At 44.2% G+C, this 13,737-nt stretch carries 10 protein-coding genes and 1 riboswitch; of the genes, 5 read left to right on the forward strand and 5 right to left on the reverse strand.

The annotated features are described in order from the left end of the window. Positions 1-271: 271 nt before the first annotated feature. From mukB to cmoM, 4 genes are all read right to left on the reverse strand, one after another. Positions 272-4,732 (reverse strand): chromosome partition protein MukB, encoded by a 4,461-nt coding sequence (mukB, locus tag AC3CID_RS10215; protein ID WP_488526507.1) that lies wholly within the window; start codon positions 4,730-4,732, stop codon positions 272-274. Continuing rightward, on the reverse strand, positions 4,729-5,535 hold the full coding sequence (mukE, locus tag AC3CID_RS10220) for a chromosome partition protein MukE (RefSeq protein ID WP_054547292.1): 807 nt from the start codon (positions 5,533-5,535) through the stop codon (positions 4,729-4,731). Before mukE ends, mukB begins: the two co-directional genes overlap by 4 nt. Beyond that, positions 5,516-6,853: a chromosome partition protein MukF gene (gene mukF / locus AC3CID_RS10225; protein WP_488526508.1), complete on the reverse strand. Its 1,338-nt coding sequence runs from the start codon at positions 6,851-6,853 to the stop codon at positions 5,516-5,518. Before mukF ends, mukE begins: the two co-directional genes overlap by 20 nt. Positions 6,854-6,978: 125 nt before the next feature. Next, complete coding sequence (cmoM, locus tag AC3CID_RS10230) at positions 6,979-7,764, reverse strand: tRNA uridine 5-oxyacetic acid(34) methyltransferase CmoM (RefSeq protein WP_171327786.1); 786 nt, start codon at positions 7,762-7,764, stop codon at positions 6,979-6,981. 115 nt (positions 7,765-7,879) lie between these two features. On the opposite strand from cmoM, the gene elyC reads away from it, so the two are divergent. Further along, positions 7,880-8,734, forward strand: a complete 855-nt coding sequence (gene elyC / locus AC3CID_RS10235) for an envelope biogenesis factor ElyC (RefSeq protein WP_171310799.1) — start codon at positions 7,880-7,882, stop codon at positions 8,732-8,734. 226 nt (positions 8,735-8,960) lie between these two features. Here elyC and torR read toward each other — a convergent pair whose 3' ends face one another. Next, positions 8,961-9,674 (reverse strand): two-component system response regulator TorR, encoded by a 714-nt coding sequence (torR, locus tag AC3CID_RS10240; RefSeq protein ID WP_054547289.1) that lies wholly within the window; start codon positions 9,672-9,674, stop codon positions 8,961-8,963. Positions 9,675-9,958: 284 nt separating this feature from the next. On the opposite strand from torR, the gene torD reads away from it, so the two are divergent. From torD to AC3CID_RS10260, 4 genes are all read left to right on the forward strand, one after another. Continuing rightward, positions 9,959-10,606 (forward strand): molecular chaperone TorD, encoded by a 648-nt coding sequence (gene torD / locus AC3CID_RS10245; RefSeq protein WP_108149821.1) that lies wholly within the window; start codon positions 9,959-9,961, stop codon positions 10,604-10,606. Positions 10,607-10,922: 316 nt separating this feature from the next. Further along, on the forward strand, positions 10,923-11,927 hold the full coding sequence (gene purR, locus AC3CID_RS10250) for an HTH-type transcriptional repressor PurR (RefSeq protein WP_065204902.1): 1,005 nt from the start codon (positions 10,923-10,925) through the stop codon (positions 11,925-11,927). 170 nt (positions 11,928-12,097) lie between these two features. Then, positions 12,098-12,183: riboswitch (cyclic di-GMP riboswitch) on the forward strand. 127 nt (positions 12,184-12,310) lie between these two features. Beyond that, complete coding sequence (locus tag AC3CID_RS10255) at positions 12,311-12,901, forward strand: TfoX/Sxy family DNA transformation protein (protein WP_004736448.1); 591 nt, start codon at positions 12,311-12,313, stop codon at positions 12,899-12,901. A 135-nt stretch (positions 12,902-13,036) separates the two neighbouring features. Continuing rightward, positions 13,037-13,717: a TVP38/TMEM64 family protein gene (locus AC3CID_RS10260; protein WP_004736447.1), complete on the forward strand. Its 681-nt coding sequence runs from the start codon at positions 13,037-13,039 to the stop codon at positions 13,715-13,717. Positions 13,718-13,737: the final 20 nt, after the last annotated feature.

Raw genomic sequence — 13,737 nt, forward strand, 5'->3', positions numbered from 1 at the left:
CAATATTATTAATATTATTAAATCCATATCATTACCATACATTATTTGTGGTTTTGTGCGTGTGACCTCAAACAAGTTCCATTGATAATAACCATAAGGTATGAGTGGTCTTATCAGTATCGACGAGAGGATTAGGCGGAAGGTGCTCAGTTGTAGAAATTAGATTCAAGGTACAAAAAAGCCCCTAATGATTAGGGGCTTTGAACAAATATCATTGAGTCACTTTCGAGCTTATAGGTGCGCTATCAAGGTTATAACTCGGCTATCAAAGTTATTGCTCAGTTTCTTCGATAAGCTCTTGTACTGGTGATGCTGGTTTGTTTTGAGCAAAACCACGCAAGCCAACAACATGTACGTGTTCGTGATCTTTGAAGACCTTACGAACCAGTTTGTAGGTTGTACCTTTCTCTGGGCTAATGTTTTCAGGTGCTGCAATCAGAAGTTGCATACCCAAGCGGTCACACAGTTCAAACAGCGTAGAGATCGACTTAGAATCCAGACGTGCTGCTTCATCAAGGAACAACAAACGACATGGAACGATGTCTTTACTGCGAAGTCGACGAGATTCCTCTTCCCAGCTCTGAATAACCATCAATAGGATTGACTGACCCGTACCGATCGCCTCACCCGTAGACAGTGCGCCCGATTCCGCTTGTAACCAACCATCTGAACCACGGTTAACTTCAACACTCAGCTCTAGGTAGTTACGGTAATCCAGTAGCTCTTCACCCAGAACTTGCGGAGAACGTTGACCCATATCGATATGCGGGTTCACTCGTTGGAACAACTTCGCCATCGCTTCTGAGAAGGTAAAGCGCGTTGATTCAAACAAGTCTTTGTGTTGCTCTTGTTGAGTCGCTAGCCCTGATAGCAAGATCTCGTGGCTTTCACGGATCTTAACGTTCAGACGTACGCCTTTAACCTGACCAAAGTAAATGTTAGACAAACCTTGGTTCAGCATTCGAATACGGTTCTGCTCGCGCTGAATCGTTTTCTTGATGATACTTGCTACGGACTCAGAGCTGATTGCCAGGCGATTTTCACGCTGCGTCAATTCTTCTGTTAGTCGAGCTAGCTCAACTTCCATCTCTTCGATAGCTTCAACCGGATCATCCGTACGAATAATATCCTGACGAATACGCTCGCGAAGGTGTTGGTAAACCGCAATGTAGAACAAAACCTTACGTTCTGGATGCGCGTTGTCTTCAGAGAGACGCAGCGAATCACGTAGGTCGTCATTGTCAGCGACAGCCAGACGTAGCGCACCCAATGACTTGTCTGACATTGAGCGAAGTTCGCCCGCCGTTAGGTAAGCCAGTTCACGCTTGTGTAAACGACGTTCAACGTCATTCTCACGAGCTAAACGAAGTACTGAACACCAGCCTGCTTTTGCTGCAACTACGAAGGTACGAAGCTCTGTGTACTCTTTCTGAACTTTCTTAAGACGCTTGGCCAGTGCTTTCATCTCAAGTTCAGTTGATGTAATCGTACGCTCGTATTCGCTCTTACGCCCACGAGAAGTATGCAGACGTTCGTGCAGTTCATCGCGACGACGTACAGCACGTTCTTCAGCGCCTTCATCAGCATTGACACCAAACTCTTGTAGCTCTTGTTTGAACTCTTGAACCGTTTCTTGTTTCGCTTGATGTGAGCTCTTCAGTGCTGCCAATACTTGATTGTACTGGTTCATCTGTTCACGAGCTTGTTTCAAGCCATCACGGCCTTTAGTTCGAGCTTGTTCAGCTTGAACCAATTTCGCTTTTAATTGCTCGCTCAGTTCGCTGCTCTTGTTTAGAAGATCAACAGAATCCGCATAGGCAAAGTAGTGACGACGTTCAATCAAGTCAGACAGAGCAAACACTTTACCTTTCAGGCTTTGTAGAGCTTGGTCAGCTTGTTGATATTGTGCTTCCAGTGTCTCGAACTGTTCAGGGTCTGCGTCTAGTGCAGAAACGATCTGCTCTAAAGACGCCAGTGCCTTGCCATGGTTGTTCAAGTACGACTTAGCTTCGCTCAAGCGCTCTAGTTGCGCTTCTAATTCAGCTAGGCGTTCAGCCAATGTTTCGTCTTCTAAAATACGAACCATTGGTGCTAATTTGTCTAGCGCACCTAATGCCTGCTTGCTTTGTAGTAGCTGACTACGTTGCTGTTGCTCTTTAGAATTTAATTCAGCCAAAGAACGTACAATCTGGTTACGCTTGTCACGAATAGACACTAGTGCCTGTTCAGGGTCAGCGTTAAACGCAACGTGTAGGTGCTTAGCAACAAAACTATTGAATGCTTGGTATAGGCGATTCAGCTTTTGTGCATCAAACGCCGCTTTCGCGTGGTTTTCCACAACAACATCACGCTCTTCACGCAATTTCTCTAAACGTTGTTCACGAGCCGCACGTCCAAACAGAGGGATCTCAGGGAAACGAGAGTAACGCATTTGGCGATCGTTCAGCTGAACACACACCGCGCCCTCTAACTCATCAGCATTGAATGAGCTGTCATCAAATGCGTCGACATCACCTTCAAGGATGTAAAGGTCATCTGGACAATCATCAAGATCCACCAGCTTCTCTTTAATACCATCAAGATCAGAGACCACAATCGCATGACGAGCAGGACCGTACATCGCACTGAAATACGGTGCATCACCAATGGTAATGTCGTCATATATTTCAGAAAGCAGAACGCCACCAAGCGTATCCGCTAAACCTTTCAAACGAGGATCGTTAGAGCCACCCGGAGAAGCTAAGCGTTCAATCTCTTGCTCAAGTTCAGCACGGCGAGTTGCTAACTGATCTTTTGCTACTGATTGAGACTTTTCGCCTTCGAGCACTTGTTGCATTTGAGTCATAACCGCTTGGCTATCTTCTAGCTCAGCTTCTGTTTGATCTCTTAGAACTTCAAGTGCGTCGTTCGCCGTGATCCACGCTGGAGCAATAGACTCAAGTTTTTGAATCTCTTGGTCGTGGTTTTGTTGCACACGACGTTGCTCACTCTTCGCTTCACGCAGCTCTTCTTGAGCGTACTCAAGAGACTCGATCTGCATTGCATGGCGTTCACGTTCTTCATCGAAAACCGCTTCGTCAGTCAGTGAGATGTTGTGTTGCTTTTGGTATTCAGTCGCAAGCTCTTTTGCTTGACGCTGCTGCGCCACATCACGAGCCATGTCACGGTGCTGAGCACGCCACTGTTGTTCGTTTTCAACAACGTGTTTTGCGTTACGGCCTTTTTCTAAAGCTTGCTTAGCACTGTTAGACGCTTCTTTACGCTCAACGTCACCAACGATGCTTTTAACAAGAGCGAGCGCTTTGTCGAACTGTGCAGACGCAGCAGAAGACATGTCTAGTTTATGCTTAGTCGACAGTAACGTTTGAGTGCTTGATTCTTCTTGTGCTTTTAGCTCAGAAACCAGAGTTAATGCGCTTTCTGCAGTAATAGACTCATCACCAAGTAGCTGCTTCGTTTTCTCTAATGCTTGAACCGCTTGCTGGTATTGAAGCGCACGAGTCTGCTGAACATCCAACGCTTGTTGGTAGTCAGCAAGCTGAGTTTTCAGGCTATCCACTTCTTCTTCAGTAATGGTTGCCTGCTCTTCAGCAAGAAGTACTCGTTCTTGAGCTTCTTCAACCACCATAATCTGTTCTTCTAGACGCTCATTAAGCTCTTCTAAATCTTCACTGTAGCGAGCAATTTTCTCTTGCTGACGAAGTGCAGTTTGAACCAATTGAAGATGATCCGAAGCCGCTTGATAATCTTGCTCTAGTGCCGATTCTTGATCGACCAACAGCTCAAGCTCTTCTTGAACGCGGTTCAACAAGTTGTTTTGATCAAGCAAGGTTTCGCGAGAACCAAATAGTTCACCACGGAACTTCATAGTTTGATCAAGCTTGTTGCGACGATCGTTGGCATGGCGCATGTAATCTGCTGCCACGTAGTTCGTAGATTCAGTGATCAAGTGCTTGAACAAGTCACGATCCGATTGAGTCGTTTTGATCGCTTCTAGCGTCAGACGGTTTTCGCGTAGTGCTGATTCCATGTCTTGGAATGCTTTCTTCACGCCACCATTTTGCGGTAGAAGGTAATCACGTAGAGAACGTGTAATCGCGCTAGAAATACCGCCGTAAAGCGATGCTTCGATCAGGCGGTAGAACTTAGAACGGTCGCTGCTGTTACGCAGTTTCTTCGGTACGACACCGTATTCAAACATCTGTGAGTGGTAATCAACAATCGAAGAAAACGCTTTAAAATGCGCGCCTTCGTATTGTGCAACCGCCGCTTTTACGTCGTTTAACTGACACACGCGAGCATGACTGTCTGAAACGTTCTGAATCAACACATCCGTTGGTTTTACATGGCTTGGAAGGCCTTGGATTACGAACGGTTTGATGTCTACTTTCTTATCACGACCCGCTACTTGCTGCAGTTTTACTGCAAACAATAGGCGTTGGTTGCGAGAGTTCACCACATCTAGCGCCGCATAACATGCGCCCGGCTGAAGCTTACCGTAAAGGCCTTTATCACGAGATGACTGTGAACTGCCCGCTTCCGTTGTGTTACGGAAATGCAGAAGGCTTTGGTCAGGGATTAATGCTGTGATGAATGCCGCCATTGTGGTCGACTTACCTGCACCGTTACCGCCAGAAAGCGTTGTAACCAATCCATCAATATCAAAAGTGCGAGCAAAGAAGCCGTTCCAATTGATCATGGTTAATGATTGATACTTGCCTCTTTCAATCATGCTTCACCTTCTACTTTTGTTTGTTCGCCATCGTTCGACTCTAAGTCAAAGTCAGCTTGATCGTTAAAAATGTCTTGTTGACCGTTTTCGTCTACATCTGCTTCTAGTTCTGATACCGCTTCTGCTTGTTCTTCATTCAACAAACTGCCTTGGTTAGGCTCTTGGGTATGAACCACAGCTTCACCATCACGGATAAGACGTAATTGCGCTTCTTTCATATCGTCGCCAACACGAACGTCAGCGCCAAAGCGGAATACCGCTTCGCTGATACGGAACTTGCCGGTTTCACCAATCGCAATCAGCATGCCGATACGGCGTAAACGACGCAAAGAAGTACGTACTTTTTCAAAGAGCTTTTCTTTGTCTAAGTCAGAACCAGATGCGCGGTTCGTTGTTAGCTTCATGAGCTTTTTCTCATCCGCTAACGACATCAATTCATCAAACAGTTCTTGATTGGTGAAGATACCTTCATGAGCAAGACGTTCTGGGCTTAGGTATAAGAAACACAACACCTTACCAACCAGCATGTCTAGTTCAGACAACACACTACGGCCAATCAGAGATGTAGAACGCGGACGCAGGTAGAAGAAACCCTCCGGCGCTTTTACCAGTTCCGTATTGTAGCGTTGGTAAAAATGCTGAAGTTCCACTTCAAAATCAGACAGCAACGCGTGGTTGTCTAGGTCTTCGGTTGAAACATGCTTACCTGAACGCAGCATGCTATCTAGCGCAGGGAACAACGGGTTCGCTATCGCTTTTACCAGTTTCTCTGGCATGTAATCATCAGTACTTGTTAATGACATTTGCTTGTACCTTTGCACCGAAATCGTTGATTGCCTGCCAATCCGGCTGAATAGCCTGATAGTCAGACTCTGAGTAACCTAAGCGCACGGCTTGGTCGACAACAATTCTGGCTAAATCAAAATGGTGTGTGCGAGGGTGTACTGCGAGGTAATCGCGTAGCACAAGGCCAAGGTCAATTGGCGCGCCTTGCTGTTTGTGAGCTTTTAACATCTCTGCAATTCGTTCTGAAAGCAGATCATTCACTTGCTCAAATTCTTCGTACTCAACGTCGATTGGCGCTTGTCCCATCACTTCATCATCACGAAGCACGAGCGCTTCATCACGAAGATCGGTCAGCTTCTCAGCATCGGCGTAGGTCAATAACCAAGGCGCATCAAAGTAGTCGGTGACTGACTGACGCAAGCGCTGGCTAAAGGCACGGTTTTTGTCCATATCGATCGCGGTACGGATAAACTTATGCACGTGACGGTCATAGCCAATCCATAAATCGATCGCTTGTTGACCCCAACTGGTGATTCGGTCAAGCTTCATTTGCAAACCGAACAGGGTTTCGCCAACGAACTCGAGTTCATCGTCACCGTAAACAATTTCTTGAATATCGAGGATCTGTGTTTGCAGTTCATCACCCGCCGCTTGCAAGGTATCTTGCAATTCTTTTAGCGTCGCAGAAGTTTCTGATAACAAAGCTTCACAGTTATTAATCGCTTCTCGCCAGTCCTTATTTAAAAGGTCGGCAATTTGCTGCTTAACGGTTTGTTGCTGCTCATCCATAACACGTTGGTTAAGATCAATCTGATCGAAAATTTCACCGACTGAATATTTAAGCACGCCGTAAACGTTCTTTTTCCAATGCCCCGGGGTTCCGCCCTTCTGCGCAGCTTCAATGGCTTTTGCCATCTCATCGGCAACCATAGAAAGCTGAATAGACAGTTTTAATTTAGAGAACTGACGGTGACGTAAGTAATAATCAGAGATACCAACGGCCAACGGTGATAAGCGGTAGATGCTCGCACCATCGGTGATTTCACTGGTAAAGCGGCTGATCAACTTCTGTTTAACTAGCTCATTGATGGCATTGTTGGCACGAAACGCAGACGCTTCGCCAGTATCTTCAAACAGTCGAGTGACAATGGTAAATGCATCGTGCAGTTCACCTTCGCCCAACTCTTCATCGAACCTTTCATTGCTTAGTACTGCGATAGCAATTAAAAATGCTAAACGCTCTGGTGGCAAGTTTAATGAAAAATCATGCTGCTTGACCCAGCCCACCAACTCATCAATTGGCTGCTCTTCGGCAGTTTGAGTCATTTCACTCATTGTGGTTCCTGTTACTGTTCTTCGTCATATCGAACGTATTAGATATGACGCCTATTTCTTTATGACGCGGGCTTGTTACGATTGCATAGCGCATGTTGTGGCTTCTTTTACCACATTCACCGCTGTTATTGCGCAGGTTTTTGAGCCCAAACGTGAATATAACGGCCTAGCGACAGATATGGCTCTTGGCGACATAGCTGTTTTTCTAGTTCCAATACATCTTCAAATTGGTAATCGCCCATGTACTCCATATTACCTATGTAGTCACTGAAAGAGCGAATGCCTGATTTACCACAGATTTCTAGACCGGCGTCTTCTATCCATTGGTAAACCTCTTCTGGCTTCAAGCCTTTTTGTGGTTGCAGCTTAAACCGTTTTCGATGTGGCATCCCATTCAATACATGAGGAATATTGCCACAAATCACATTTTTCAAGACTAATCCGTGATGGTTGTAAAACATTATCGAGGCAACGCCACCGGGTCTTACTTGCTCCAACAATAAATCAAGCGCCTCTTTAGGATCGGCTAACCATTCCATTACCGCATGAAACATCAAAAAATCGACTTTCTCATCGAGATGTTCTGCGACTTTTTGTACCGGAGAATGGATGAATCGATACTGATCTAACAAACCCGCTTCGCTGATACTTTCTTCTGCTAGCTTCAGCATTTCAGAAGAGAGGTCGCAAAGAGAAACGTTATGCCCAAGCGACGCAATTTTTTGCGACATCTGCGCAAGGCCGCCTCCAGCATCAAGCACATGCAGCGGCGAAGCTGATTGCTCAAATTTGCTCAAAGCTTGTTCTAAATCTTCCCATACGATGATCTGACGGATCTCTCCTTTGTCAGAGCCGTAAATGTTTTTTGCAAATTTGTGGGCAATATCGTCGAAATTACGGTCTTCAGTCACGGCTACTTGAGTTATTATGTCCTATCGTGCCTGCTATTCTGTCACAGGAATTTCAGGAATAAAGAGGCGATGTCTCTTTTTACTACTAAGTGATGTTTTTTCGGACTATTCGGATATGTTTGAGCTGAAAAAAGTAGTGTCTTCGTTACTGATGCCACTGCCAGCAATGTTAATTCTCGCTTTTCTGGGTTTAGCCCTAGTGATGTTTACTACCAAAAGGAAGACGGGTTGCCTAATCACCCTTTCAGCCCTCTGTGGTATTTTCCTCATCGCTTTCCAGCCAGTTTCTAATCAACTTTTAATGCCAATGGAAAGGCAACACACCGCTTTTTTACCTGTCGATGAAACCATCGATTACGTGATGGTTCTCGGAAGTGGTCACGTCGTAGACGACCAAATCCCACCAACATCAGAGCTTAGTCGCACCGGTCTAATGCGTTTAAGTGAAGGGATTCGTATTCTACGCCTTTACCCTGGTGCAAAACTCATTTTGTCTGGCTATGGCGCAGGCACTGAAGTGAGCAATGCTAGAATGATGGCCAAAGTTGCGTTGGCACTAGGTGTCTCAAAGCCCGATATCATTCTGCTTGAAACAGCAAAAGACACTTGGGAAGAAGCCCGCCAAGCCGCTGCGTTCGTTAAAAATAAAAGAATGGTACTGGTAACTTCCGCTAGCCATATGACTCGCGCATTGAATGAATTCCATGCTGCCGGCATGAGGCCATTACCAGCACCAACCAACTACCTTGCACAAGAAGGGATTGTTGAACCTTGGAATAAGTACATGCCCAAAGCTCTTTACCTTGAGCAAACTGAACGTTACTGGCACGAAACAATGGGGTTGATGTGGCAAAGCCTGCGTGATTGGCTTGATACAAGTAATGACACCGTTGAAGAACCCATTGTTGTTCCTGAAACATCTCGCTTAGTTGAAGATGACGGTGGTATTTCTGCGGCGCAGCCTCAATAAGCTCAGCCGAATCAGTAAACTGAATTTTATCAGTAGACATAATCTTACCTGTAGACATAGCCTTATCTGTAGACTCGGCCAGATAGGCAAGACTGATTAACCAAGTAATTTGCAGGTTTCCAGTTCATAAACAGTAAAAGCTAAGTAATAAAAAAGCCGAGACATCAATGATGTCTCGGCTTTTTACGTTTAAATATCGTTGTTGATTGGTCATTCCCGAAGGAAATCAATCACCAGCGAACATGTAACCTTCACCGTGAACCGTTACAAAAATTTGTGGATTCTTAGGGTCAAACTCCATCTTCGCACGCATACGACGGATTAACACGTCGATAGTTCGATCGTTTGGAGCATCCACTCGGTGGCTGATCATATTCAGAATGCGTTCACGACTTAATACCTGGTTAGGGTAAGAAGAGAGCGCAACCAACAGTTCATATTCAGCTTTAGTCAGTTTTACCGGTTCGCCGTTTTTGCTTAGCGCACGACGAGGGATATCAAACGTCCACTCACCAAAACGAACCACAGATTCGTCTTCAGTCTCTTCAACCTTACCTGCTGCTGTTTTACGAGCGGCAGAAATGCGCCAAAGTAGGTTTTTAACTCGAACCAATAACTCGCGAAGTTCGAAGGGTTTAGTAACGTAATCGTCAGCGCCCATTTCAAGGCCAACGATTTTGTCGATGCTATCCGTGCGTCCAGTAACTAAAATAATTCCAATGTCTGATTGACTGCGTAATTCGCGAGTTAGCATCAATCCATCTTCGCCTGGTAAGTTGATGTCCAGCATAATGAGGTCAACGTTATTATCTTCTAACACGTTTCTCATTTGAGCGCCGCTTTCCGCTTCGCTTACTGTGTAACCTTCGTTCTGGAAGTATCCGACCAGTTTACTGCGGGTTACCACATCATCTTCTACGACTAATACGTGATAGCTCATCTACACCACTTTTCTTATTTAATAGTTTCAGTGACTATTCTATTCATAACTCGTAACAATTCTAGTGGTACACAAGATAAAAGCCAGAAACATGGATCTTTTTTGATACAAGACAATCTTAAACCTTGCTATTTATCGTCCATCGCAATTCAATATAGGCATTACTACTAACGAGTAACTTTGCGTTTCGCAAATAACCTTGTTATTCAGCCTTGGTGTGCTTTGCACAAGTAACTTCAAGATGCATATAAGTAACACCACAAGACTAAATCAGGATCTAAGAAATGAAAGATACGAAAGCGTTCAACGAGCAAAGAGCAGAAATATACTGGTGGCTATCAAGCTTATTCGCTAAAGAGCTCACTCAAGAAGAACTCGATCACTACCACTCTGTTGAAATTCGTTCTTTCCTAACTGGTTTAGGCGAAAATGAAACACTAAAGCCGGCGATCGATAGCCTAGTGGATGCGCTAAACCGCCTACAAACGCGTGAGGATGCTCAACTAGAATTGTCTGCTGACTTCTGTGACTTATTCTTAAAAACAGATAAGCATGGCGCACTTCCTTACGCTTCTATGTATATCGGTGAGACTGGCCTTTTGAATGATAAGCCAGCAAAAGATATGGAAGAGATCATGGCCAAGCACAACTTAGTGGTGAACCAAGACCTAAAAGAACCAGCTGACCACATCGCTATCGCACTCGACTTCCTTGGCAACTTGATCATCCGTTCTAATGAAACGGAACTTGAAGAAGAGCTAGAAAAATCGTTCATTGTTCAACAGCAATTTATCGAGCAACAACTTCTTACTTGGGTACCAAAGTTCAACGTTAAATGTCATGACGTTGACGAATTCGGTTTCTACGCTTCAGTCTCATCTCTGCTACTTGCATTCTGCAAATTGGACACCCAATACCTTGCTGGTGAATAAGCTTATTGGATGACTCGTTAAATAAATTCAGAAGAATGTGACAATTCACCCGGATTTCCGGGTGAATTTTATTGCGAGTAATTTCTAGTCAGTCTAAAATTGTGACCGCAAACGATAAAATATGAAACATTCACGAAATGCTATGCTTATTATAGTTTTGAGCATTTCGGTGTTAAGACAAGCCGCTCAATAGCGGTTTTTTGTTTTTTAGCACTTTAGTACCCAAAGAGCCCTACAAATTTAAGCTCTTAGTTAGGTAGCTTAACGGCTACTTCATTCCGTACTTTGGGAAAGTAGCTTCTAATAGGATAAAACCATGGCCACTATAAAAGATGTCGCTCGCTTAGCAGGCGTATCAACAACAACCGTTTCTCACGTAATCAACAAAACTCGCTTTGTTGCAGAAGCGACGCAAGAAAAAGTAAATAAAGCCGTAGACGAACTGAACTATGCACCAAGTGCCGTTGCTCGTAGTTTGAAGTGCAATACAACCCGCACTATCGGCATGCTAGTTACTCAATCAACTAACCTATTCTTCTCTGAAGTTATCGATGGTGTTGAAAGCTACTGCTACCGTCAAGGTTACACTTTGATTCTGTGTAATACGGGCGGTATCTATGAGAAGCAACGTGACTACATTCGAATGCTTGCAGAGAAACGTGTAGATGGCATCTTAGTTATGTGTTCTGACCTAACTGAAGAGCTAAGAGGCATGTTAGACCGTCACGCTGACATTCCTAAAGTGATTATGGATTGGGGCCCTGAGAGTTCTCAAGCAGATAAGATCATCGACAACTCTGAGGAAGGTGGTTACCTAGCGACCAAATACCTCATTGAGCACGGTCACTCCAAGATTGCTTGTTTAAGTGGCCACTTAGACAAAGCGGCATGTGTTGAACGCATCGCGGGTTACAAACGCGCACTCAACGAAGCTAAGATTGCTACCGATGATAACATGATCATTGAAGGTAACTTCGAGTGTGATACTGCGGTTCTTGCTGCAGAGAAAATCATTAAGATGGTAGATCGCCCAACGGCCGTATTCTGTTTTAACGACACGATGGCACTCGGCCTAATGAGCAGATTGCAAGAGAAAGGAATTCGTATCCCTGAAGATATTTCAGTGATCGGCTATGACAACATCGAGTTGGCTGAATACTTCTCTCCGCCGTTAACAACGGTTCACCAACCCAAACGTCGTGTTGGTAAGAACGCTTTCGAAATTTTGTTAGAACGCATTAAAGATAAAGACCATGAAAAGCGTGTGTTCGAAATGCACCCTGAAATTGTTGAGCGAAGCACAGTTAAAACGTTAAATTAATTGATAAATTCAGTTTAATATAATTAAGCGCACCTTTAGGTGCGCTTTTTTTATCAACAACATGAATGAACCTGGTATCATACTGGAAAGATCATTAATTGAAGCAATATCACATTTTGAAATAACAAGTGTGAGCCTCATTCAACAAAAACTTTATTCTATTCAATCAGTCACGCACAGGGCAAATCACTTGAAAGAGTGAGACGCAAAGCTTCCGGCCTAAACCACTCGTTGGTATGGTAGCGGGGTTACCGATGGCAAAATGCAGTAACTACTAATAATTTAGTAATTTACGGCTAATTGACAATTTAATTGCAACATTTTGCTAATCTCTCGGACCTGCTTATTTGGTGGCGTAGTTCAAATACACCGAGATAAATAACATGGATAAACCGATACTAAAGGATTCAATGAAATTATTTGAATCCCTAGGAAAAATAAAATCACGCTCGATGTTTGGTGGCTTCGGTCTTTTTGCTGATGACACTATGTTTGCTCTGGTTGTAAATGACCAGCTGCACATACGAGCAGACAAATGCACAACGAAACAGTTCGAACAACAAGGGTTTCAACCGTACGTCTACAAAAAACGTGGTTTCCCTGTCGTTACTAAATATTTCGCTTTACCCGAAGGCCTGTGGCAAGACCAAGAGAAAATCTTGCAGCTTGCAACGACGTCTCTGGGTTTTGCTAAAGAAGAAAAAGCTGAGCAATCTTCAGCTAAGCCTACTCGACTCAAAGATCTGCCCAACCTTCGGCTCGCCACTGAGCGTATGTTGAAAAAAGCAGGGATCGATTCCGTAGAACGTTTATATGAATCTGGCTCTGTAAACGCATTTAACGCCATCAAAGAATCACATGCGTCTTCTGTCAGTATTGAACTACTTTGGGCGCTAGAAGGCGCGATCAATGGCACACATTGGTCTGTTATACCGCAGCAGCGTCGTGAAGAGCTTATCAATCGCGTCAATTAACATTGTAAGTGAAAAACTATATACATAACTAAGCCGCATTTACTGCGGCTTTTTTTATATCTGCTGAAAGTTAATCTATGCTTTGCCTGTCTATCTATACTAATGGTATACATTGAAAATTTAGAGGAAGTATCAATGAGTAAGAAAATGATATTGGGTATTGTGTTGGTCGTAACCATCGTCTTGTTAGGCGTCAATTTCGGCCAATACCTAACGCTTGAAAATGCCAAGGCCCAACAAGCCGTTTTAAATGACTACATTGATAGCAACTTCATTGCTGCCGCTGCTATCTATTTTGTCGCGTATGTAATGATTACTGCTTTCTCAATTCCTGGTGCTGCTGTTGTGACCCTGTTAGGAGCTGCGCTATTTGGTTTCTGGAATAGTTTGCTGCTGGTCTCTTTCGCCAGTGCCATCGGTGCAACCCTCGCATTTCTAAGTAGCCGCTACCTTTTACGTGACTGGATCCAAACCAAATTTGGTGACAAATTAGCAACGATTAACAAGGGCGTTGAAAAAGACGGAGCATTTTACTTGTTTTCTCTGCGTCTGATTCCTGTATTCCCATTTTTCCTTATCAATCTGTTGATGGGTCTAACACCGATGTCCGTGAGTCGTTACTACATCACGAGTCAAATAGGGATGTTACCGGGTACCGCTGTTTTCTTGAATGCTGGTACTCAACTCGCGGAAATTGATTCACTTTCGGGTATCGTGTCCCCTTCAGTACTATTGTCATTTGCCTTACTGGGTGTATTCCCAATCATTGCTAAATGGTTGATGAATAAATTTCGCTCAGCACCTGTGGCTGAATAACGCATATAGCCAGATAAGGT

The sequence above is a fragment of the Vibrio sp. QJM3NY_21 genome, assembly GCF_057785975.1.